We start from the raw sequence: 24109 nt of genomic DNA on the forward strand, positions 1-24109 counted from the left end.
GTGAGGGCAAATCGATCAAGATGCGGCGATTTCGGGTCCTGCCGCCGGTCATCCTGGCGAGGATGTGCCAATTCGACGCGGCGCGCGATCCGCGCTTTCGTCCTTCAGCGCCACGCCGCTCACCTGCCGGGCCAGCCCCTCGCGGACCAGCCAGGCGATCTTGAAGGCAGCCTCGTCATAACTCAACCCAGCGTCGTGGATGTTTGAGACGCAATTGCGCTCGGCATCGGTGCGGCCGGGCTTCGGTGCGAAGGTCAGATAGGCGCCGAGACTGTCGGGCGCCGACAGGCCGGGCCGTTCGCCGATCAGCATCACGACCATGCGCGCGCCGAGAATCGCGCCGATCTCGTCGCCGAGTGCGACGCGCGCGCCTGAGGCGACAACCACATGGCCGATCGCGACAGCATCCTCCTCCGCAAGCAATGGCAACAGGCGCCTCACCACCATCGCCGCATGGCTGTGGACCGCCGCCGCGGACAGGCCGTCTCCGATCACAACCGCGAGCTGGCACGGCGCTGAGGCGTTTCGTGCCAGAAGCTGCGCCGAGCCGGGCTCAAGCTGTCGTCCTAGATCCGGCCGCCGCAGATAGTCGCCGCGATCGACCGCCCGGCTCCTCACTTCGGTCACGGCAAGTCCGAGCGTGCCGAGATCGGCGACCAGACGCGGCGTATCGAAAGCGGCATGCACGGCATCGCGCGCGCGGGCATGGTCCAGCGTGAAATCAAGCAGCGCACTTGTCGGCATGCTCGCGCCGCTGCGGCCCAGCGCAACGCGCGCGGGCGTGAGCGCCCGCAGATCGAGCGTCGGACGATGCGGCGGGGCCGGATCAGACATGTCGCATCATTCGGCGGGAACGGCGGCCTCGCGCAGCCGGATCGAATAGTTCGAGGCGTTCTGCTTGCCGCTGGAGGCCGCGCGCGCAAAGGTGATGAGGTGATGCGCGATCGTGGCGCAGCCGATCAGGCCTTCGAGATCGCCGCGCTTGATGCGTCCCAGCGCGAACTTCCAGAACACGCGCTTGTAATCGCCAAGCACGCCGACCTTCCAGAAAATGTTGCGCAGCATGACGAGGCCGCGCTTGATGTTGGGCCAGGTCTTCATCTCCGGTGCCAGCGGCACCTTGAGGCGGTTGGCATAGGTGTAATCACACTGATGCTGATAGCGCGCATAGACCCTCTCGGGCGCGTAGGCGACCTCCATGCAATGCTTCCAGGACGAGACGACCTCATCATAGGGCAGCAGGAATTCGACATTGGAATCGCGGCCGTCATCATGGACCAAGCGTCCCTCGCGCTCCAGCCGGTCCCACAGCGGCGTCTTCGGCAGCGCCTGGAGCAGGTTGATGGTGAGCAGCGGAATCCGGGATTCCTCGATGAAGGCGAGCAGCGCCTCCGATGTGTTCGGCTTGTCGGTGTCGAGCCCCATGATGATGCCCGAGACCACCTCCATGCCGTAGGAGTTGATGGTGCGCACGCCCTCCAGGATCGGGACCATCATATTGTGGTCCTTGTGCATCGCATGCAATGCATCCGGATCCGGCGTCTCGATGCCGCAGAAGATGGTGATGAAAAAGGCCTCGCGCATCTTCTCGAGGATCTCGGGCCGCTTGGCGATGTTGAGCGTCGCCTCGCAGGCGAGCCGCACCACGTAGCCGGTTTTCTTCTGCCATTCGATCAGATGCGGCAACAGGTCCATCGCCGCCTTGCGATTGCCGATGAAATTGTCGTCGACGAAATAGACCGTGTCGGTCATGCCGCATTCGCGCAGGCGGTCGAGCTCGGCGATGATCTGCTCCGGCGTCTTGATGCGCGGGTTGCGCCCGTAGAGGCCGGGAATGTCGCAGAACTCACACTGATAGGGACAGCCGCTGGAATACTGGATGCTACCGAGGAAGTATCTCTTCACGTCGGCAAGCTCGTAAGCCGGGATCGGGAATTCCGTCATCGGCACCCGGTCCTTGGTGGTGAGGACCACCTGTTCGTCAGGACGCAAGATATCGCGCGAAAGAATCTCGATCAGCTGGTTGGTGGCGTCGCCGAGCTCGCCGACATGCAGATAGTCGAACGACGGATAATAGTCGGGGCAGGCGCTGACGGAGGGCCCGCCGAGCGCGACCGGCAGATCGAATTCATGAGCGCGGCGGCAGATGTCGTTCATCTGCTGGCGTTGGATGTGCATGCCGCTGACGAAGACGGCTTCCGCCCATTCGAACTCCTCCTTCGTCGTGCGGCGCAGATTCTCGTCGACGAATTTGACCTGCCAATCCTGCGGCAGATAGGCGGAGATCAGCAATAGCCCCTGCGGCGGCATGAAGGCGCGGACACCATCGGTCAGGGGATATGAATACTCGAACGTACCGAAGGACGAGGTGTAGCGCGGAAACACACAGAGAATCCGCCGGGACGTTCCGTTGCTTTCAGCTCGCATCAAAGCTCCCCCGCCACGCTTGACCGATGGTGCGACAATTGCCAGCCATACACATAGGGTAACGCTGTCGCCGGAATTTCTCAATATTGTGGCACAAGCATAATTCCGGAAGACGCCGATGGTTTCCTAAGCAGGGAGAGCTGGCACCTGCCGCCGCCTCATGCGATCAGCCGCGAGGCAAAATCCGGCAGCAGGCCTGCATCGCCGGCAAGACGGAAATCGGCGCCTGTAATGCCCGAGCCCGCCAGCCAATCGTCGAATTCCGGCGCGCGGCGCAAACCGAAGACGTCACGGACATAGAGTGCGTCGTGAAAAGACGTCGACTGGTAGTTCAGCATGATGTCGTCGGCGCCGGGGACGCCCATGATGAAGGTGACACCGGCGGCGGCGAGTAGCGTCAGCAGATTGTCCATGTCGTCCTGGTCCGCCTCGGCATGGTTGGTGTAGCAGATGTCGACCCCGAGCGGCAGGCCGAGCAGCTTGCCGCAAAAATGATCCTCCAGTCCGGCGCGGATGATTTCCTTGCCGTCATAGAGATATTCCGGGCCGATGAAGCCGACCACGCTGTTGACGAGCAGCGGGGCAAAAGCGCGAGCGACCGCATAGGCGCGCGCCTCGCAGGTCTGCTGATCGACGCCGTGATGGGCGCCCGCCGAGAGCGCCGAGCCCTGGCCGGTCTCGAAATACATCACGTTCTGCCCGACCGTGCCGCGCTTTTGCGACAGCCCGGCCTGCTGCGCCTCTTTCAGAAGCGCGAGATCGATGCCGAAACTGCGGTTGGCGGCCTCCGTGCCCGCGACCGACTGGAAGACGAGGTCGACCGGGGCGCCCTGCCCGATCAGCGACAGCGTCGTGGTGACATGGGTCAGCACACAGCCCTGCGTCGGGATCTTCAGCCGCGCGATGATCTCGTCGAGCAGCCGCAGCAATTGCGCGATGACGGCGGGATCGTCGCTCGCGGGATTGATGCCGATGCAGGCATCGCCGGCCCCCAGCAGGATGCCGTCGAGGATCGAGGCGGTGATGCCTCTGGCGTCGTCGAACGGATGGTTGGGCTGCAGCCGCGTGCTCATCCGCCCCTTTTGCCCGATGGTGTTGCGGAAGGCAGTGGTGACCTCGCATTTCCGCGCCGCCAGGATCAGATCCTGGTTGCGCATCAGCTTTGACACCGCGGCCGCCATTTCCGGCGTGATGCCGCCTGCCAGCTTGCGCAAGATCTCGGGGGTCGCAGCGTCCGACAGCAGCCAGTCGCGGAAAGCTCCAACCGTCAGCGAGGCCACCGGCGCGAAGGAATTGGCGTCATGGCTGTCGATGACGAGGCGGGTGACCTCGTCAACCTCATAGGGGATGACAGCTTCCTGCAGGAACTGCCCGAGCGGGACGTCCGCAAGCGCCATCCGCGCCGCGATCATCTGCGCGGCGGTGTCGGCGGCGACCCCGGCCAGCCGGTCGCCGGAGCGCGGCGGCGTCGCCTTCGCGAGCAGGTCGCGCAGATCAGGGAAGGTGTAGGTCGTGGCGTCGATGGTGTGGCGGTAGACCAAGGGTCTCTCTCCGGGGTTCATCGGCCAATGGCCGACTCCAGGACTATCGTGAAACTATACCCTCGGATCAAGACGCTGAAATATCTTACTTCTTTCGACGAAGGGGGACGGAGGCCAACGGACGCATTAACGCTGCGTCCATCTTCGTTCTGCATAGTTTTGCATCAATTTTACACGACCGCGCTCACCGGCCGCCTCAAGCTCATCCGGGCCCTCGAACACCATGACAATTGACCGATCTGGGAATGCCACCAAGCTGGCAGGCCGTTTCACGCTTGCCACCAAGCTCTACGCGATCTTCGCGCTGTTCGCGCTGCTCACGGCCGCGATCGCGATGCTGTCCGACTACAACAGCCGCCGCAGCGCCGAGCTGACCAGCGCGATCGAGACGGCGAACGCCGCCGCACTGAACGTCGAGCGCGTCAACTCGCTGGTCTATGCGGTCGTGATGGAATCGCGCGGCGTCTACATGTCGACCGAGCCGGCCGTGGTGAAGAAATACGGCGATGGCCTGCTCAAGTTCAATGCCCAGATCCTCGACGTCGTGAAGCGCTGGGAGACCATCGTCAAAGCCGACGATGCCGAGCAGTTCGCAACCTTCAAGAAGCGCATCGAGCAGTTCGTCGAGTTCCGCAAGGAGCTGGTGCGCCGCGGCGTCGAGATCAATGCGGCCGCGGGCCGCGAATGGGGCGACAATGACGCCAATCGCAGCGTGCGCTCGGCCCTGAACAAGGACCTCGAGGCGCTGTCCAAGGTCTATGCCGAGCGCGCCAGGCAGATCGCGCAGCAGACCGAGACCAATCGCGAATTGTCGTTCGTGCTGACCTGCCTCGGTGGCGTGGCGCTCGCCCTCGTCGTGATCGGCATCGTCATCATCGCTCGCTCGATCGCCCGGCCGCTCGCCGCGATCACCGCCACCATCAAGCAGGTCGCCGACGGCGCAGAAAATGTCGTGGTGCCGCACTCTGATCGCGCCGACGAGATCGGCGCGCTGGCCCGCGCCATCCAGGTTTTCCAGGACGCCATGGGCCGAAACCGCAACCTCGCCTCGCAAGTGTCGCAAGACGCCGCCGCGCGCGAGGAGCGCGCCCGCCACATCGAGCGATCCGTCGAGGAATTTCGTGAGGCGATCGGCGCGATCATGCGCGGCCTCGGCGACAACGCCTCGGTCATGCGCGAGACCGCGCAGACCATCACGCGTGTCACTGCGGATGCGAGCAGCCGCGCCGGCACGGCGGCGAACGCCACCGAGCAGGCCTCGCACAACGTCTCGGCGGTGGCGAGCGCGGCCGAGGAGCTGTCGGCCTCTGTGGTGGAGATCGGGCGCCAAGTGAGGCAATCGGCCGGCGCGGTCGAGCAGACCGGCCAGCGCACCGAGAAGTCGATCTCCGAGATCGAGAGCCTCGCCGCGGCCACGCAACGCATCGACGGCGTGCTCAACCTGATCCAGGCGATCGCCGAGCAGACCAATCTGCTCGCGCTGAACGCCACCATCGAAGCCGCGCGCGCCGGCGATGCCGGCCGCGGCTTTGCCGTTGTCGCTCATGAGGTGAAGGCGCTCGCGGGCCAGACTGCCAAAGCCACGGCGGAAATCAGCGAGAATGTCTCGATGATCCAGGCCTCCACGCGCAATGCGGTCGACGCCGTGCGCGAGATCGGCGGCGCGGTCCGCGAGATCAACGAGGTCACCTCGGCGATCGCCGGCGCCGTCGGCCAGCAGGACGCCGCCACGCGCGAGATCTCCTCCAACGCGCAAAGCGCCGCCCAGGGCAACGAGACGCTCGTGGCGAACATCACCTCGCTGCGTGACGCCATCGGCGAGACGGATACGGCGGCAGCCTCCGTGCTGACGGCGGCGAGCAGCCTGACCGCGACGGCGGACACGCTGTCGCGGAAGGTGGAGACGTTCTTCCAGAACCTGCAGTCAGGAGGGACGGACGGTCGCGTCGCCAAGTCGGGAAAGCCGCCAAGCCGGCCGCGTCAAACAAAAACTTGAAAACAACCCCATGCACAGTAGGCCAGCACAGGTTTTTCAATGGCTTAGCGGCGGCCTCGCATGCCTACTGATTTTACGAAATAGATTTTGACTCGTCGGGCAAAACACCGGCATCATGTCATCATGGCAACACGCGCTGTACGGCCCCCTGTTCGCCCTAGGGATCGGGGCGCGTAAGTCTTGCCAAAGTGGCCGCGTCTCGTCCGCTCTGCCGCCAAAACCGGAAGCGACCATTTAGCCTCGGCAAGTCGGCGATGGGCCACAGGACTAAACCGCTCGCGCGGTAGGGCGCTACGGCAGGCGGGGCAGCCAACAGGATAGCGCAACGGGGCGTCCTGTCTTGAGATCGAGGGGTTCGACAACCTCACTCAAGACAGGAGCATCCCCAATGACCAAGCAGGCCATCAGCCCGTTGCGCCAGCGCATGATCGAAGACATGGCGATCCGCAAGTTCGCTCCGAAGACCCAACATGACTACGTGCAAAGGGTCAAGGATTTCGCGGCGTTCCTCGGCCGCTCGCCCGACCAGGCCCAGCCGGAGGACGTGCGCCGCTTTCGGCTTCATCTGGCGTCGATCGGCGCCCACGCGCCAAAGATCAACGCCACGGTCTCGGCGCTGCGCTTCTTCTTCAATGTGACGCTCGATCGGCCCGAGCTTGCCAAGCACCTGTCGTTCATGCACGAGCCGCGCAAGGTTCCGGTTGTGTTAAGCCCGGAAGAGGTTACGCGCTTTCTGGAGGCAGCGCCAAGCATCAAATACAAAGCTGCGCTCAGCGTCGCTTACGGTGCGGGACTGCGCGTCTCTGAGGTCGTTGCGTTGAAGGTGTCCGACATCGATTCCGAACGCATGATGTTGCGCGTCGAGCAGGGCAAAGGCCGCAAGGATCGCCACGCCATGCTGTCTCCGGTGCTGCTCGCGCTCTTGCGCGACTGGTATCGCATCGGCCGCCCGCAAGGCTGGCTGTTTCCGGGACTGAAGCCGGCCAGCCCGATGACGACACGCCAGCTCACGCGTGCCTGCCATGCTGCGGCGGACATGGCCGAGATTGCCAAGCGGGTGACGCCGCACACCTTGCGCCACAGCTTCGCGACCCACCTGCTCGAGCAGAACATCGATATCAGAGTGATTCAGGTCCTGCTGGGCCACGCTAAACTCGAGACGACGGCGCTCTACACCCGCGTCGCCACCAACACCATCCGCGAGGTCATGAGCCCGCTGGATCGCCTCACGCCGCTGACGTCCAAGAAGAATGAGTCCAGGGACACGCCACCGGCCTAAGCGGAAGGCACGTGGCGCGTCCAAGATTGGAGGTCGCGGACATCTTCCGCGGCCATGGTCCGGCGTGGCGTCAGGCCAACGCCGGCCATGTGAGCCTCCAGCAGTTGAAGGTGATGTCGGCGATCGAGCACTGCCGCACGGCGGAACTCGGCGGCCATGTCGCGCGCTGCGCGGATTGCGCCTATACGACCATCGCTTACAACTCTTGTCGCAACCGCCACTGCCCGAAGTGCCAAGGCGCCGCCGCGAAGCAATGGCTCGCCGAACGCGAAGCCGAGCTGTTGCCGGTGCCGTACTATCACATCGTGTTCACACTGCCGGCGGCCATCGCCGACATCGCCTACCAGAACAAGGCCGTCGTCTACGACCTGCTGTTCAAGGTCTCGGCCGAGACCATGCTGACGATTGCCGCCGACCCGAAGCATCTCGGTGCCAGGATCGGCATCACCTCCGTGCTGCACACCTGGGGCTCGGCACTGACCCATCACCCGCACGTGCACATGATCGTGCCGGGTGGCGGCATCTCACCAGATGGCCAGCGCTGGGTATCATGCCGACCGGGCTTCTTCCTTCCGGTGCGCGTGCTCTCCCACCTGTTCCGACGGCTGTTCCTGGAGAAGCTCATCGCGACCCACCGAGCCCGTCGCCTGAGTTTCTTCGGCGATTACGCGCATCTGGCTGACGCACAGTCCTTCGCAGCCCATCTCGCGCCGCTGCGTAAAGCCGAGTGGGTCGTCTACGCCAAGCGTCCATTCGGTGGCCCCGAGGCGGTGCTGGCCTATCTGTCACGCTATACTCATCGCGTTGCCATCGCCAACAGCCGCTTGATCGCCTTTGACGAACAGCTCGTCACCTTCAAATGGAAGGACTACCGCATCGAGGGCCGCGACCGATACAAGCAGATGACGCTCGCCATCGCCGAGTTCATCCGCCGCTTTCTCATCCACGTGCTGCCGAAGGGCTTGCACCGCATCCGCCACTACGGCCTCTTCGCCAAGAGTGCTTGCGCTGACAACGTCGCCCACGCGCGTGAACTGCTCGCCGTCGCAAGACCTGAAGGCCAGCCCACTGCCGCCGCCGATCCCGGCAAACCGAGTTGTCCATGCTGCGGCGGTCGCATGATCATAATCGAAGTCTTCGAGCGCGGTGCAATGCCACGGCATCGGCCGACAGCTCCAACGAACCACATCAGGATCGACACCTCATGACCGTGCCGCAATCCCGCAAATCCGCTCGCCGCGCTCGCTGGCCCTCGACCAGCCACGGCAGAGCGCGCCCAGATATCCACCAGCCGTCGCAAATCGTCGGACAACTTCTGGAGTTCAAGGCCATCCGCCGCGCATTCGTCAGCGACTTCACCGTCGTGCAACTCGTTGGGCCGACTCGATCCCAATCAACGAGTTCGCCCGCGGCGCTCAAAACCCCATAGCGCCTGCGGCCCGACCTTACATCCCTTACCCGCGGTTTCCTCCCTTGGAGGCTTTCGGACGCCGGCCGCCGAACACGCCGCGCCGTCCCTCATGCGGCCGGCATCCGAAACCCTTCACAAAGGCGGAAGTCGCCGCTCCTTGAGTGCGACGTCGCCGAGATGCACCGCGTCGTTGCAAGGTTCTCAGGCCGATCAGTTCGTGGGTACGAACCTGTGACGGACAGACAAAACGGGTCCAGTCTAGTCCGTCAGCTGCTCAAGCAACCCTTTTACGTCCTTCAGATCTGGCGTGTCGAACCCTTCAGTGAATCGGGCGTAGGCCGACGAGAGGAGATTACGTGCTTCCTCGCGACGCGCACGCTCGCTCCAAAGCCGCGCCAGATCCTTCGCCGCACGCACCTCCCAGAGGAGGGCCGAGCGAGCACGCGCATCCGCCAGTGCAGCCTGGAGCGCGTGCTCAGCGCTCTCGGAATCGCTGGCGTCCAGCGCGAGCTGACAGCACGCCGCAAGGCGGTGCAGCTCGGCGACGCAAAAACCCTCGGCTGTTGCAGAGGCCCGCGCCAAGCCCTCTTTGGCTGCGGCGAGCGCCTCCTCTGCGCGACCGAGCTGCAGGGCAGCCTCCCCGATCAGCCAATAGAAATAGGTTTGGAGGAAGTAAGTCCCCATGGCGAGCCGGCGCTCGAAGAAGTCGCGCATGGCGGTCAGCGCCTTCGGATCTCGGTCGTGCTTTACACCGAGCCAGGCATTAAGGATCCGCGCCTCGGAATAGTAGATGTTCATTCCGTGTTGCGCGGCGAGATCGGCCAGGAAATTAGTGCGCGCCTCGAGTTCCCGAGTGTCATCGACGAGCTGGAGGAGGATCAGGCTCCAGTTATGCGCGTGGCCAATCGACTGAGGGATACCCAAGCGGAAGCTGTGCTCGATTGCGGCACGGTTCATAGCGCGGGCGCGATCTGGAAAGCCCATGACCAGTTGCGAATTGCTAGCTTGGATCAGCCCACATTCGCGCGCATCGTGGCCGCCGAGAGCGACGCAATCGGCGGGATCACGATCGATGTCGTAGAGCGCAAGCCCTATGTCGACATGACGGCAAACGGCCGCGAGATCGCCCATGAACAGCCGTGTCGACCAGGCGGCGTGATGCGCATGCAGGGCCCAAGCCGCGCTCCCCTCGCGTGCCGCGTCCTCTAGCAGCCCATCCGCGATCACCGCTGCCTCGTGCAGATGCGCCCGGACATTGGCCACACGCCAAATCCCCCAGCGGGCACGGCGCCAGCTCTCATTGTCGCCGAGCTGCTGCGCGAGCACCGCGGCTCGATCGTAGGTCGCGGAGGTCTCCGCCGCGGCGGGGCCACGGGTATTCGAGAGGGCCACGCTGAGCGGACCTAGCAGGTCGAGTTCGCGCCGCTTGCGCTCGTTCGTATCCGGAAGCTCGCCGAGCAGTTTTGATGCGTTCTGAAGCGCGTTCGTCGCCTCGTTCATGGCCGAGCGGCCGAGCGCCGCGAGTCCGGCTCGTGTCCAGGCTTCGGCAGCCAGCTCAATCAGACCTGCCTCGGTCAGGTGCTGCGCCAGAATGCCAGGATGGCCGGCCGCAATCTCCGGAAACTGCTCTCGGATCACCGCGGCGATGCGACCGTGGATTTGGCGGCGGCGCTCCTTGAGCAGACTCCCGTGGGCCGCATCGCGCACTAGCGCATGCTTAAAACTGTATGTTGCTGCAGGGCCAAAATCGCGGCGGAACACCAGTTCCGACGCCACCAGCTGGTCGAGGGCGACGAGCAGATCGGATTCCGGCCGGGCGGTCACGGCAGCGAGCAGTTGATGGTTAAACTCCCGACCGATGCATGCGGCAACTTGCGCCAGCTCTCTCACAGCACCCAGCCGATCAAGGCGGGCCATGAGCGAGTCCTGCAGCGTGTTCGGGATCGCCGGCTGCCGCCACGGGCCGGTCAGCTCGAAGCCATAATCCGTTGCACGCAACAGGTCCGACTCGAGAATCGTCTTCGTCAGTTCCTCCGTGAACAGCGGAATGCCTTCGGTCCGGGTCAGGATTGCGTCGACGACGAGCGGGGGCAGGCTGCGTCCGCGCGCGATGCCGTCGATCAGCCTCGTCGTGTCGCCGCGCCCCAAACGGTTGAGCGTTAGCAGTGTGACATGTGGAAAGCGAGTCCAGGGCGGCGGAAGCTCCGGGCGGAACGTCCCGAGGAGAAGGACCGGCCAGCGCTGCAGCTGCTCCACGAGGGCTTCAAACAGCTCCATCGTCGTCGGGTCGAACCAGTGCAGATCCTCGGCCATAACGAGCACCGGCCCTCGCCTGGCGAGACCCTCGAGCTGGGCAATCAGGGCCTGGAATATCCGCAGCTTCTGCTGCTGCGGAGTGAGGTCCTGCACTGGATAGCGACCACCGGGTTCGAGGTCGAGGAGCCTAGCCAGATACGGCGCCGGCGCTCGCGGGTCGGCGACCGCCCTCGCGAGTAGAGCTTCGACCTTGTCGAGCCTGGCCTTGGTGGTGTCCTCCGGGCCGAGCCCGGCTGCCCGTACGAGTTGCTGCACCACCGGCCAGAGCGTGTCATTCGCATGATAGGGCGAGCCATGGTAGCGCAAGCTCACGCGGCGTTCGCCCCGCGTCGCCTCACGCAGCGCCTGCACGAGCCGCGACTTGCCGATACCGGGCTCGCCCGAGACCAGCACGACTTGACCTTCACCGGCCCGCGCCAGTTGCCAGCGGCCGAGCAGCAATGCCAGTTCCTGCGCACGGTCGACCAACGGCACCGCCAGGGCATGGTGGGCATCGAAACGGCCCTCGACGGCCGTCTCGCCCTCGACGAGATGCGCGCGGATCGGGGCGGCGAAACCTTTGACCGATTGCGGACCGAGATCTGTCAGTTCGAACACTCCGCCAAGAAGGCGGCGCGTAGTATCGGCCACGATCACCTTGCCCGGTTCGGCTAACCCCTGAAGGCGGGCGGCGAGGTTCGGGGTGTCGCCCACCACGGCCTCCTCTTGCGCCGAACCTTCGCCAACGAGGTCCCCGATCACAACTAAACCGGTTGCAATCCCGACCCGACAGGCCAGCGGCACACCCATCGGCGCGCGGAGCCGGGCCACCGCCGCGACGATGGCGAGCCCCGAGCGCACGGCCCGCTCGGCTTCATCTTCATGGGCTCTCGGCCAGCCAAAATAAGCCAAGATGCCGTCGCCCATCAGCTTCGCGACGTGGCCCTCGAGCCGCGCGATCTCGCCCGTCACCGCGTTCTGAAAGGCCGTGAGAACCTCGCGCATCTCCTCGGGATCAAGGCGAGACGCCAGCTCGGTTGACCCGGCCAAGTCACAGATCATCACGGTGACCTGCCGGCGCTCGGCCGAACGGCGTCGACTGGACAGCGCCAAAGGTTCTTCGCGCCTGTTCGCGGGCCTTGACGTGCCGTGCGCTGCTTGTACTTGCGCGCTAGCTAGCAAACATATGGTCAGCGCAGCGCCACAATCGCCGCAGTACCTCTTGCCCGGCGGGTTGTCGGCTCCGCAAGCAGAGCAGCGAAGCGGCAGCGGGGCGCCGCAGTCGCCGCAAAACCGCTTCTTCTCCGGATTCGCGCTGCCGCAGCTCGGGCACTCCATGCGGCACCTATCTTTGGCAACCAGGGAGCCCAGCATAGGAGCTTTCCAAGCTCCTATCGCATCATCCAACACGCAATAAGCAAATTCTACGCCTATTTGGGGCGAAATGGTTCTTTGAAAGTGGGCCGGAATGACGGCTTGGGGTCAAAGGACTAAACCGCTCGCGCGGTAGGGCGCTACGGCAGGCGGGGCAGCCAACAGGATAGCGCAACGGGGCGTCCTGTCTTGAGATCGAGGGGTTCGACAACCTCACTCAAGACAGGAGCATCCCCAATGACCAAGCAGGCCATCAGCCCGTTGCGCCAGCGCATGATCGAAGACATGGCGATCCGCAAGTTCGCTCCGAAGACCCAACATGACTACGTGCAAAGGGTCAAGGATTTCGCGGCGTTCCTCGGCCGCTCGCCCGACCAGGCCCAGCCGGAGGACGTGCGCCGCTTTCGGCTTCATCTGGCGTCGATCGGCGCCCACGCGCCAAAGATCAACGCCACGGTCTCGGCGCTGCGCTTCTTCTTCAATGTGACGCTCGATCGGCCCGAGCTTGCCAAGCACCTGTCGTTCATGCACGAGCCGCGCAAGGTTCCGGTTGTGTTAAGCCCGGAAGAGGTTACGCGCTTTCTGGAGGCAGCGCCAAGCATCAAATACAAAGCTGCGCTCAGCGTCGCTTACGGTGCGGGACTGCGCGTCTCTGAGGTCGTTGCGTTGAAGGTGTCCGACATCGATTCCGAACGCATGATGTTGCGCGTCGAGCAGGGCAAAGGCCGCAAGGATCGCCACGCCATGCTGTCTCCGGTGCTGCTCGCGCTCTTGCGCGACTGGTATCGCATCGGCCGCCCGCAAGGCTGGCTGTTTCCGGGACTGAAGCCGGCCAGCCCGATGACGACACGCCAGCTCACGCGTGCCTGCCATGCTGCGGCGGACATGGCCGAGATTGCCAAGCGGGTGACGCCGCACACCTTGCGCCACAGCTTCGCGACCCACCTGCTCGAGCAGAACATCGATATCAGAGTGATTCAGGTCCTGCTGGGCCACGCTAAACTCGAGACGACGGCGCTCTACACCCGCGTCGCCACCAACACCATCCGCGAGGTCATGAGCCCGCTGGATCGCCTCACGCCGCTGACGTCCAAGAAGAATGAGTCCAGGGACACGCCACCGGCCTAAGCGGAAGGCACGTGGCGCGTCCAAGATTGGAGGTCGCGGACATCTTCCGCGGCCATGGTCCGGCGTGGCGTCAGGCCAACGCCGGCCATGTGAGCCTCCAGCAGTTGAAGGTGATGTCGGCGATCGAGCACTGCCGCACGGCGGAACTCGGCGGCCATGTCGCGCGCTGCGCGGATTGCGCCTATACGACCATCGCTTACAACTCTTGTCGCAACCGCCACTGCCCGAAGTGCCAAGGCGCCGCCGCGAAGCAATGGCTCGCCGAACGCGAAGCCGAGCTGTTGCCGGTGCCGTACTATCACATCGTGTTCACACTGCCGGCGGCCATCGCCGACATCGCCTACCAGAACAAGGCCGTCGTCTACGACCTGCTGTTCAAGGTCTCGGCCGAGACCATGCTGACGATTGCCGCCGACCCGAAGCATCTCGGTGCCAGGATCGGCATCACCTCCGTGCTGCACACCTGGGGCTCGGCACTGACCCATCACCCGCACGTGCACATGATCGTGCCGGGTGGCGGCATCTCACCAGATGGCCAGCGCTGGGTATCATGCCGACCGGGCTTCTTCCTTCCGGTGCGCGTGCTCTCCCACCTGTTCCGACGGCTGTTCCTGGAGAAGCTCATCGCGACCCACCGAGCCCGTCGCCTGAGTTTCTTCGGCGATTACGCGCATCTGGCTGACGCACAGTCCTTCGCAGCCCATCTCGCGCCGCTGCGTAAAGCCGAGTGGGTCGTCTACGCCAAGCGTCCATTCGGTGGCCCCGAGGCGGTGCTGGCCTATCTGTCACGCTATACTCATCGCGTTGCCATCGCCAACAGCCGCTTGATCGCCTTTGACGAACAGCTCGTCACCTTCAAATGGAAGGACTACCGCATCGAGGGCCGCGACCGATACAAGCAGATGACGCTCGCCATCGCCGAGTTCATCCGCCGCTTTCTCATCCACGTGCTGCCGAAGGGCTTGCACCGCATCCGCCACTACGGCCTCTTCGCCAAGAGTGCTTGCGCTGACAACGTCGCCCACGCGCGTGAACTGCTCGCCGTCGCAAGACCTGAAGGCCAGCCCACTGCCGCCGCCGATCCCGGCAAACCGAGTTGTCCATGCTGCGGCGGTCGCATGATCATAATCGAAGTCTTCGAGCGCGGTGCAATGCCACGGCATCGGCCGACAGCTCCAACGAACCACATCAGGATCGACACCTCATGACCGTGCCGCAATCCCGCAAATCCGCTCGCCGCGCTCGCTGGCCCTCGACCAGCCACGGCAGAGCGCGCCCAGATATCCACCAGCCGTCGCAAATCGTCGGACAACTTCTGGAGTTCAAGGCCATCCGCCGCGCATTCGTCAGCGACTTCACCGTCGTGCAACTCGTTGGGCCGACTCGATCCCAATCAACGAGTTCGCCCGCGGCGCTCAAAACCCCATAGCGCCTGCGGCCCGACCTTACATCCCTTACCCGCGGTTTCCTCCCTTGGAGGCTTTCGGACGCCGGCCGCCGAACACGCCGCGCCGTCCCTCATGCGGCCGGCATCCGAAACCCTTCACACAAGCTGATCTGCATATCAGGAGTACCGCGCATTTTCGTGACCCGTATCACATACACAGGCGGCAGCCTGTTTTAACAAGGGCGTTTGAGAGCGTGGCTTCCATCGAGGGGACAGCATGGAGAAGTACGGAGGGGGCGCCATCGAGGTGCGTGATTACGATCCCCACTGGCCGATTTTTTTCGAGGAGGAGTGCAGTCGCTTGCGATTTGTGATCGGTCCCGCGCTCAAGATCGAACATATGGGCAGCACGTCAGTGCCCGGCCTGGCGTCCAAACCGATTATCGACATTTTGGTCGGCGTCCCAAACCTGTCGCGGGCAAAGTCCACGTTTGTGAGTCCGCTCACCCAGCTCGGATACAGCTACATCCCCGAGTACGAAGCGTGGCTCCCCGGAGAACTGTTCTTTCGGAAGGGGATGCCAGGACCTTGGACGCACCATCTTCATGTCATGGAGCAATCCAACCCACGCTGGAGAGACTTCCTGCTCTTTCGCGACTACTTGCGCTTACACCCAGAGGTCGCAGCCTCGTACGGAAGCCTAAAGAAATCGCTCGCGGCCGAATTTGGCGAGAACATCGAGGGCTTCCGCAAAGCCAAACATCGGTTTGTGAGGGAGATAACCGACAAGGCTCTATCTGAGTTCGGGCATTTGTGATTTGCGCTGCTATCACCAGCGACAGGGACATGCCGTGGCCCGCCACTAAGATGTCCGCATTTGGTCTTGGCCGTGTAAAAACGACTTCAAAGGGCGTCGGTTCGGAAGCTAGGAACCGCGCCTGTCTCAGGCCGCGATCGCAGCCATCAGCGGCTTGGTCCCGACTATGTTCATGGCCCGTGTCAGATTATAGGCCAAGACCGAGAGCGCCATCTCGGCCGCGACTTTTGGGAGCGTTTTGGTAAGGAAGTGTATCGCCCCCATGCGGGCCTTCATGGTGCCGAACGGATGCTCGACCGTCTCTCGACGCTGACGCATGGCTTCTGGGTTCGCGTCAAGGCGCTGCTGCACAGCCTCGAGCAGATGCTCATGCTCCCACCGCGTAATCCGCCGCTCTGGCCCTGTCGTGCACTGCGATTTGAGCGCACAATTTTGACAGGCAGTGGTCCAGTAGCGCCGCAGCATCTTGCCGTCTTCTTCGTTTGTGTAGCGATACGGCAATCGCTCCCCAGCCGGACAGCGATAGGCGTCCTCCTCTGGCAAATAGGCAAAGTCCTGCTTACCGAAGCGCCCCTCCGATTTGGCACCCGACGTCAGCGGCTTGGGCAGAGTTACGGTGATGCCGGCCTCGTGGCACGCGAGGATCTCCGGGCTGTTGAAGTAGCCGCGATCGGCTACAGCTTCGAGCGTCTCGGTCTTTAGAACAGCCTTCGCCTGCTTGGCCATGTTGGCGAGTTGTGCCCGATCTGAGCCGCTGTTCGTCACCTCGTGCGCCACGATTAGATGGTGCTCGGTGTCGACGGCGACCTGCACGTTGTAGCCGACGGTGCCGGAGCCGCGGCCGCTTGTCGCCATCGAACGGCTGTCGGGATCGGTCAACGAGATTTGCTGGTCGGGTGACGCAAGCATCTGCTTCTCGTAGACGGCAAGCTTGCCCATTTCTTCCTTCAGCTTCGTCAGCTTCTCGGTCAGCCTCGTCACCTTGGCGGCCAGCGTCTCGCTCGGCTCCTGCCGGTCGGCCGTGTCAAGTTGGCTCAGATAGCGCGCGACGCTCTCCTCCAGCTGGGCGCGCCGCCGCTCCACCTTCGCCCGTGTGAAGTTTTTGTCCCGGTTGTTCACCGCTTTGAACTTGCTGCCATCGATGGCGACGCTCGACGTCGCGAGGAGACCCATTTCACGGCAGAGTTCGACGAAGCGTGCGCATACCTTGCGGAGCGCCAGGCCATTGTCTTTGCGGAAGTCCGCGATCGTCTTGTGATCAGGTGCGAGCCGGCCCAGCAGCCACATGGCCTCGACATTGCGTCCGGCCTCTCGTTCGAGCCGCCGGCTCGACTGCACTCGGTTCAGATAGCCGTAGATGTAAAGCTTCAGGAGAACCGAGGGATGGTATGACGGCCGACCGGTCGCCGCCGGCTCCACCCCTCGAAGCTTAGCTCGGCCAAATCGAGCGCATCGACAAACACGTCGATCACGCGAACAGGGTTGCCCTCGTCAATGAAATCATCGAGGCACTCGGGCAATAGCGACGATTGCCCACGATCCGCCTCCGCAACGAAGCGCTTCATTCCAGCCCCCGCAAATCGTGCGGGAATCATATCGCGCGAATCACATCAAGCGCAGCGTTTTCACACAGCCAGGGTCACAAGCGGCGGTCTAGCGTCCGGCTGCAAGCTTCCGGTCTGTCCCTGCGATCAGACGTGTGACGGCACTCCGTTAATTGCAGCGATGGGCCAGAAGGCGATATCGAAGCTTCTACTTTTACGTCTAGCTCATTATCATAATCCATGGCCAAAACTTAGAAGAGAGGTGGAGGTGTCCGCTATCATCCGTCGAGCAGGTCTCGCGAGCGCACTTTTTGCGGTGCTAGTTACTAGTTTTCCGGCCGTGGCTTGCCGCGGCCGTCAATTTGAACATAGGATCCTGCTCGACGCGATCCCATCGGCAGCCGAAACGAGCGAGGTCATCGCCAAGGTCGAGATCCTCGAGGTGAACATTCACGAAATTCCGGGAATGCTTCCCTTTCATGTGGCTCGTGGTCGGGTGCTGCACTCAATCCGTGGCACCTCGGACGGACAGATCGTCGAAATCTACGCTGAACGGGATTCATGCGGCGGTGGGCTCGATCAGCGCGCTGCTGGACGCATGGGGTTCATAGCTGGACGCTTCAAACAGATGGCCAGCCAAATCTTTTTCGTTGGTAGTTGGACTAACCGTCAACTCGGCAAAATCTGAGGCTTGCAAGGCAGGCCGTCTGCGGGAGACGAGTCCGCTCCGGGTGAGCGCCGTTGGCGGCTCCGCCGGTTTTCTTCCGGTCTACTTCGATGAGCCGACAGCAGGGACGCCGACCGGATCTGCGCCTTCGGCCCAAGGCCTAAGTCGGCCAAGTTAGGCATGGATCGCCACGAGCGCGAAAGGCCCGATCAGTTCGCGTTCTTCTGAACTTTGGCCACGCCGGTGAAGATTTGATATGCCCGCACGCGGATGAGGGAAATGCCATAATCCACTGCCCTGTCACCCTCCGCGCTCCGCTGTTTGTTCGACCGCGGGAGCGAGGTTGCAAGCAAGAAAGTTGAATATCCGGCCGCTCTTTTCGCGCCTCAGGGCATTGACGATACGCCCATCATGGGGCTCGATCAGCGTCGAGCGAGCTGAGGAGACGAGATCATGGGCTACAAGCCGATCGAGTCCTACGGCGTCATCGGCGACCTGCACACCGTTGCCCTGGTCGGCATCGACGGGTCCATCGACTGGTGCTGCCTGCCGCACTTTGACTCGCCGAGCGTCTTCGCGGCGATCCTCGACGACAAGAAAGGGGGCTCATTCCGCATAGCCAGCCTTTACGAGGCGCAGCACAAACAGATGTACATGCCTGACAGCAACGTCCTGGTGACGCGCTTTCTCGGCGACGAGGGCGTCGGTGAGGTCGTGGACTTCATGCCCGTCCAAGGCCCGCGCGAGATTAGAAAGATCCACCAGATCGTCCGGGTAGTGCGGGCGGTGCGCGGGTCGGTCCGCTTCCGCCTCGACTGCCGGCCTGCTTTCGACTTCGCCCGCCGGCCCCACCGGGTCGTCCTGGAGGGTCGGGGAGCGATCTTCGAGGCGCAAGGCATGAAGGTCTCGCTTGTCAGCCGCTTCCCGCTTGGTCGGCAGGGCGACGGCGTCGCTGCCGAGTTCGTCCTCAACCCCGGCGAGACGACCACGTTCATCCTGCGCCAGGTGGAGGAGAACGGCCACGACAGCCTTCATGACGGCGCCCTGCTCGAGGCGCGGCTGGTCGGCACGGAGGCCCTGACGCAGACCCTAGCGTTTTGGCGGCAGTGGCTGAGGAAGTGCAACTATTCAGGTCGCTGGCGCGAGATGGTCCATCGCTCGGCGCTGGTGCTGAAGCTGCTGACCTTCGCGCCGACCGGCGCGATCGTTGCGGCGCCGACCTGCGGGCTGCCGGAAGAGATCGGCGGGGTGCGCAACTGGGACTATCGTTATACTTGGGTGCGCGACGCCGCCTTCACCAATTACGCCTTCCTGCGCCTGGGGCTGACTTCGGAGGCAGAGCAGTTCATGGCCTGGTTGGAGCAGCGAGCCGTCGAGGGCGCCCGGGGCGACCCGTTGCAGACTATGTATCGCATTGACGGCGGGCACGAGCTGCCCGAGGAGGTCCTCAGCCACCTCGATGGTTACCGCGGCTCGCGTCCGGTGCGAGTCGGCAACGCCGCTGCCGAGCAGCTGCAGCTGGACATCTATGGCGAGCTGATGGACGCCGTTTACCTGTACGACAAGTACGGGACCCCGACCGCCTATGACTTCTGGTGCCACCTGCGCAAGATGCTCGACTGGGTGGCGAATAACTGGGAGCGAGCCGACGATGGCATCTGGGAGGTACGCGGTGGACAGCAACAGTTCGTCTACTCCAAGGTGCAGTGCTGGGTGGCGCTGGACCGAGCGATCCGCCTTGCGCAGAAGCGGAGCCTGCCGCTGGACCGCGCCCGCCTGACCGCAGAGCGAGACCGCATCTACGAGGCCATCATGACGCGCGGCTGGGACACGGAGCGGCAGACCTTCGTGCAGCACTTCGCCACCGACGCGGTGGATGCGTCCAACCTGATCATGCCGCTCGTCTTCTTCCTGTCGCCGACCGATCCCCGTATGCGCGGGACGCTGGATCGGACCATGGCGGAGCTGGTCTCCGACAGCCTAGTGCACCGCTACGAGATCGGCAGAGGAGCCGGCGACGGCCTGACCGGGAGCGAGGGGACGTTCAATATGTGTACGTTCTGGCTGGTGGAAGCGCTGACCCGGGCGGGCCGCGCCGAGGAGGCCCGCTTCATCTTCGAGAAGATGCTGACTTACGCCAACCACCTCGGTCTGTACGCCGAGGAGACGGGTCCGCGTGGCGAAGCGCTGGGCAACTTCCCGCAGGCATTCACTCACATCGGGTTGATCAGCGCCGCGTTCAACCTGGACCGCCGCCTCGGCGTGGCGCCTTGAGTAGGGTCGGATCATGAGCGCGCAGCTCGCTTACCTAGGGACTTCCATCGCAGACTGGGTGAGGGAGCTTTCGAGCAGCGATCCGCTCCGGCGCCGCCTCGGCGCATATGCCCTGGGCGAGATTGGCCCCGCGGCAACCGAGGCTGTGTCCGATCTCGCCGCGGCCCTCCAGGACCCCGTCGGGTTCGTGCGCGTCTGGGCGGCGGCGGCCCTCGCCCGGGTCGCGCCGTCAGACGGAGAGTCGGTCCCCGTCCTTATCGCGGAGTTGGGCAACGAGCTTGCCTTCGTCCGCAGCTTGGCGGCCTGGCACCTCGGTCGCCTCGGTCCGGCCTTCCCGGGGATCGAACAAGCCCTCCTCCCGCTGCGACAGCTAGCGGGCGATAAGGATCCGAGTGTACGGGTGGAGGCCGCGCTAGCGCTGGGGATGCTCGAGGAGAAGGGCGCCCCGCCACCGGAGCTGAAGTCCTTGTCCTCTTGAGCCTCCGTCGGCGTCGCCTCGCGCGGATTTGTTCGCGCTTCTCCAGCAATTCTTTGATGCGGGCAAACATGCTTGGATTTTATTTTGACGTAGATGCCAAAGCGGAATGAGGGGACACGGCGCGCCGTATGGCTATGCCGATATTTTGACTGATATCGAGATGGTAATGGTTACGTCGAACTTCGATGTCCGAGATGGGTCAAAATCGGCAGTCTAGCTCCCTGCAAGCCGCTTCCGGTCTACACTCGACATCCGACGCTGGACCAGATCAATCATAGTACCGCATGCGCCGAGATGATCTTGAGGCTGGGGGGTGACGACGACGGGATTAGTCATTCTTACAGGTGCGTCGGGTTCGGGCAAAACGACGATTGCAGAAAGGATCGAGCAGCAGCATCCGGAGCAGGCTCGTGTGTTCCGATTTGACAGCATTGGAGTGCCGTCGCAGGAGGAGCGTATAGCAAAATGGGGCGCTGGATCAGAGCCGGGAGGCGGTTGGCAGCGCGCGATGACCATCGAGTGGTTGGATCGCATCGCGAGAGAACGTGATGCCGTCCCTGTACTATTCGAAGGCCAGATGCGCTTAGCCTTCATAACCGAGGGGTTGGCAGCTGTCGGAATTGCAGAGGCTCGCATAGTATTAGTGCACTGCGACGATGCAGCTCGAACGCATCGCCTCTGCAACGAACGCAACCAGCCCGATTTGGCCACCCCCGATATGATGAATTGGGCAAGATTTCTTCAAGGCGAAGCTGAGGCGGGCGGATTTGAGTTATTGGATACGTCAAAGATTTCGATCGAAGAAAGCGTTGAATACGTTTGCCGGTGTCTCGGGATCGGGCGATCGGGCGGATAGGTCGGCTAAGGGCCTTGGCTGTGTGAAAATGCCGAGATGGATGAGAGCGATAGAAGAAGTTGTTCGTCCAAAGCTGATCTAGCGCTCATGCTGCAAGCGATTTCAAGTTAGACGGCGAACTGAAGAACGCTATTCTATCCGTCTTTCGCATTCTCTCGTTTTTACACAGCCAGGGTCACAGGCTGCCTTGGCCGGCTTGCATACGCCTGTTCGGGTCACCTTCGGATTCCGTTGAAAAAGGCCGCAGTAATTCATTGTATTGGCGCGCGCACCAGTTTTGCCAGCTTCTATGATGGCCTTAGAGTTGGCATCGGGATCAGCTTGGCCATCTTACGAAGGTTCTGGGCGGTGGCTGCGAGGGTGAACTCGTCGCGCGCGCCGTTTGGGCCTCGTAACCGTAAACGGTCGAGCTTGAGAATGCGCTTGAGATGCGCAAACAGCATCTCGATCTTTTTGCGGAGCCGACGCGAAGTACGGCCCTCCCAGGACCTTGCGATCTGGCGCGCCATGTCGCGAGCGCCTTCGTAGATTGAGCGCGGTACCCTCCGTGAAGGCTGCTTGGGGCAACACCGGGACTTCAATGCGCATCGATCACAATCGCGCTTGCTGGCGAGGTAAAGCATCGTGGCGCCATCGTTCACCAGCGCTCCGGTCGTGGTAAGAACCTTGCCGCTGGGACACCGGTAGACGTCACCTGCACGGTCATAGGTGAAGTCCTCGCGCGAGAAGATCCCATCTGTGCGGGCCGACTTGTCGAACACCGTAACGTGTGGCTCGATCCCGTGCTCGTAGACCAACCAGCCGAGCATCTCGGCCGAACCATAAGCGCTGTCGCCGAGAAGGCGGCTCGGATAAAGATCGAACCGTTCGAGCGAGCGCTCAATCATGCGCTTGGCGGCCAACACTTCCGCCTGACGGATCGCCGTGGTCGCCTCGACATCGACGATGATCGCGTTCTCGACATCGACCAGGTAGTTCGTCGAATACGCAAAGTAGGCTTGTCCGCCGTGCGCTCCCGTCCAACGCGCGGCAGGGTCGGAGGGCGACACGAACTTCGGGGTAACCTCAGTCGCCGCTCCGAAGGCGGCATCATCAAGGACAGCCAGATACTCATCGATCGCTCGGCCCGCGGCCTCGGGTGGAAGCCCCTTGTCGCCTTCGATCCCCTTCTGCCGATTGGCGTCGGCCTTGATCAAACTCGCATCGACTGCGAAGCCTTCACCGCCGACCAGCCGCTCCTCGATGCAGCGACGCAAGACACTCTCGAAGACGCGACGGAAGAGATCGCTCTGCCGGAAGCGGCCATGCCTGTTCTTGGAAAATGTCGAGTGATCCGGCACCGCCCCGTCCAGACCGAGCCGACAGAACCACCTGTAGGCCAAATTGAGGTGAACCTCATCGCACAGGCGTCGCTCCGATCGGATGCCGAAGCAGTAACCGATCAGGAGCATCCGGATCGTCAGCTCGGGATCGATCGAAGGCCGACCGATGCTACTGTAGAAAGGCGCCAAGTCCTGCCTGACCTGTTCAAGGTCGACAAACCTGTCGATCGACCGGAGCAAGTGGTCGGCGGGGATATGCCTTTCCAGCGAGAACTCATAGAACAACGCAGCCTGGTCGACTTGCCGATGCCCCATCATGATCTTCAGTCCTGCCAACTAGACAGACTGAATCACTGATATCTCTGCGTCGCAACAGCCGCCTTTTTCAACAAAATCCTTCGGAAAGCAGACCTCATGGCGCCATAAGCTGAGGTCAGCCACGGGCCAACGCCGAACTCATGGAGGGTATCATCGTTGGATGGCGGGCCGAGCGGACATGCTCTGCCCTTCCGCAGTTGGGTGCTAGGGGTCAAGACAGACTCATGTAGGTCACAATTCGTCTTCGGCACCACGGGATGCTTTAACCGCGCTTGGCTCTCGATACGTAACCGGCGGTGACTTCATCTTTGTGGCTGGCGAACGCAGCCAGTACTTCGGTCTTCTCGCGCTTCGGGACCTTGGCGAATTCAAGTGTCCGTCCGAGTTCAGCTGCGACCTCGTCGAATTCCGCCGGGGAGATCCGCAACGCCCGGTGCGCCTCCTCAAGGCCAAGGGGCGTCGTCCCCGGCCTGGTGGCCTTGAACTGGAACGGCCCGCCCGAAACATCACAGACCCAAAGTGTTCGCATGAACTTGAGGCCAGGCAAGCGTTTCAGATTCTTGGTGTGCCATTCCCTCAACTGCGGATTTTTGGACTTCTGGCCGACGATGGGGTTCTTTACGACAGCGTCGCTGAAGTGATCCACGACCGCTGCAATGGCGAAGACGCCGCCAAGTCGTTCATACAGGCTTTGATCCGGAGTGGTTTGCTGGGCCTGCGCATGCGCCTGATTGGCTTCAGCCAAAGCCACGGGGGCTGCTGTCAGCGCCAAGCCTGCGACCACGCTTCGTCTGCTGATGGAAGTCGAACGAGCCCTTGTCATGGGTACCTCCTTACAGGTTTCGTGAGGCCTTACGGCCGAGCATCACCCCGTCCAAACGGCCGCCGTGCGCGCATTGCCGGCCGGCGGCCTTGTCGGTGATTGCGTGCTCCCATCGGATGGTTCGGAATGGAAATGGTTCCGGAAAATTTTTGCGCGAGATGTCCCCTACTGA

General features: G+C 63.0%; 16 protein-coding genes and 2 pseudogenes. 10 read left to right on the forward strand and 8 right to left on the reverse strand.

The genetic code is table 11. The features are described 5' to 3' along the window. Positions 1-48 precede the first annotated feature (48 nt). From eutC to P6U29_RS28450, 3 genes are all read right to left on the reverse strand, one after another. Positions 49-834, reverse strand: coding sequence for an ethanolamine ammonia-lyase subunit EutC (gene eutC, locus P6U29_RS28440; protein WP_407113570.1), 786 nt, complete (start codon positions 832-834; stop codon positions 49-51). 6 nt (positions 835-840) lie between these two features. After that, positions 841-2427 carry a B12-binding domain-containing radical SAM protein gene (locus P6U29_RS28445; protein ID WP_407113572.1) on the reverse strand — a complete coding sequence of 529 codons (1587 nt, stop codon included), beginning with the start codon at positions 2425-2427 and terminating at the stop codon, positions 841-843. Between the two features lie 158 nt (positions 2428-2585). Next, a complete protein-coding gene (locus tag P6U29_RS28450) occupies positions 2586-3968 on the reverse strand; it encodes an ethanolamine ammonia-lyase subunit EutB (RefSeq protein ID WP_407113574.1) in 1383 nt (460 codons plus the stop codon). 223 nt (positions 3969-4191) lie between these two features. Here P6U29_RS28450 and P6U29_RS28455 point away from each other — a divergent pair, with 223 nt between their 5' ends. The 3 genes from P6U29_RS28455 to P6U29_RS28465 all read left to right on the forward strand — a co-directional run bounded on the left by P6U29_RS28455 (position 4192) and on the right by P6U29_RS28465 (position 8451). Next, positions 4192-5964 (forward strand): methyl-accepting chemotaxis protein, encoded by a 1773-nt coding sequence (locus P6U29_RS28455; RefSeq protein ID WP_407113576.1) that lies wholly within the window; start codon positions 4192-4194, stop codon positions 5962-5964. Between the two features lie 388 nt (positions 5965-6352). After that, positions 6353-7243, forward strand: a complete 891-nt coding sequence (locus tag P6U29_RS28460; protein WP_407112448.1) for a tyrosine-type recombinase/integrase — start codon at positions 6353-6355, stop codon at positions 7241-7243. An 11-nt stretch (positions 7244-7254) separates the two neighbouring features. Beyond that, positions 7255-8451, forward strand: a complete 1197-nt coding sequence (locus tag P6U29_RS28465; RefSeq protein ID WP_407112447.1) for an IS91 family transposase — start codon at positions 7255-7257, stop codon at positions 8449-8451. 461 nt (positions 8452-8912) lie between these two features. On the opposite strand, the gene P6U29_RS28470 is transcribed toward P6U29_RS28465, so the two are convergent. Further along, the gene (locus P6U29_RS28470; RefSeq protein ID WP_407119439.1) at positions 8913-12062 is read right to left on the reverse strand and encodes an AAA family ATPase; all 3150 of its coding nucleotides are present in this window, start codon (positions 12060-12062) and stop codon (positions 8913-8915) included. A 147-nt stretch (positions 12063-12209) separates the two neighbouring features. Then, positions 12210-12323: pseudogene (locus P6U29_RS28475) on the reverse strand (zinc-ribbon domain-containing protein); the annotation flags it as partial. A 237-nt stretch (positions 12324-12560) separates the two neighbouring features. On the opposite strand from P6U29_RS28475, the gene P6U29_RS28480 reads away from it, so the two are divergent. The 3 genes from P6U29_RS28480 (at position 12561) to P6U29_RS28490 (ending at position 15655) form a co-directional block, all read left to right on the forward strand. Beyond that, positions 12561-13451 (forward strand): tyrosine-type recombinase/integrase, encoded by an 891-nt coding sequence (locus P6U29_RS28480; protein ID WP_407112448.1) that lies wholly within the window; start codon positions 12561-12563, stop codon positions 13449-13451. Positions 13452-13462: 11 nt separating this feature from the next. After that, entirely contained in the window at positions 13463-14659 is a 1197-nt protein-coding gene (locus P6U29_RS28485; RefSeq protein ID WP_407112447.1) for an IS91 family transposase, read from the forward strand. A 456-nt stretch (positions 14660-15115) separates the two neighbouring features. After that, the gene (locus tag P6U29_RS28490; RefSeq protein ID WP_407113578.1) at positions 15116-15655 is read left to right on the forward strand and encodes a GrpB family protein; all 540 of its coding nucleotides are present in this window, start codon (positions 15116-15118) and stop codon (positions 15653-15655) included. Positions 15656-15781: 126 nt separating this feature from the next. On the opposite strand, the pseudogene P6U29_RS28495 reads toward P6U29_RS28490, so the two are convergent. Continuing rightward, a pseudogene (locus P6U29_RS28495) lies at positions 15782-17220 on the reverse strand (IS1182 family transposase). A gap of 247 nt (positions 17221-17467) precedes the next feature. Here P6U29_RS28495 and P6U29_RS28500 point away from each other — a divergent pair. From P6U29_RS28500 to P6U29_RS28515, 4 genes are all read left to right on the forward strand, one after another. Beyond that, a complete protein-coding gene (locus P6U29_RS28500) occupies positions 17468-17887 on the forward strand; it encodes a hypothetical protein (RefSeq protein WP_407113580.1) in 420 nt (139 codons plus the stop codon). A 432-nt stretch (positions 17888-18319) separates the two neighbouring features. After that, positions 18320-20140, forward strand: a complete 1821-nt coding sequence (locus P6U29_RS28505; RefSeq protein ID WP_407113582.1) for a glycoside hydrolase family 15 protein — start codon at positions 18320-18322, stop codon at positions 20138-20140. 13 nt (positions 20141-20153) lie between these two features. Continuing rightward, the gene (locus P6U29_RS28510) at positions 20154-20618 is read left to right on the forward strand and encodes a HEAT repeat domain-containing protein (RefSeq protein WP_407113584.1); all 465 of its coding nucleotides are present in this window, start codon (positions 20154-20156) and stop codon (positions 20616-20618) included. A gap of 313 nt (positions 20619-20931) precedes the next feature. After that, positions 20932-21474, forward strand: coding sequence for an AAA family ATPase (locus P6U29_RS28515; RefSeq protein ID WP_407113586.1), 543 nt, complete (start codon positions 20932-20934; stop codon positions 21472-21474). Positions 21475-21761: 287 nt separating this feature from the next. On the opposite strand, the gene P6U29_RS28520 is transcribed toward P6U29_RS28515, so the two are convergent. Both P6U29_RS28520 and P6U29_RS28525 read right to left on the reverse strand, forming a co-directional pair. Beyond that, positions 21762-23114: a transposase gene (locus tag P6U29_RS28520; protein WP_407113144.1), complete on the reverse strand. Its 1353-nt coding sequence runs from the start codon at positions 23112-23114 to the stop codon at positions 21762-21764. 262 nt (positions 23115-23376) lie between these two features. Next, on the reverse strand, positions 23377-23937 hold the full coding sequence (locus P6U29_RS28525) for a group 1 truncated hemoglobin (RefSeq protein WP_407113587.1): 561 nt from the start codon (positions 23935-23937) through the stop codon (positions 23377-23379). Positions 23938-24109: the final 172 nt, after the last annotated feature.

The sequence above is a fragment of the Bradyrhizobium sp. LMG 9283 genome (assembly GCF_045571415.1).
In the GTDB taxonomy this organism is placed as follows: Bacteria; Pseudomonadota; Alphaproteobacteria; order Rhizobiales; family Xanthobacteraceae; genus Bradyrhizobium.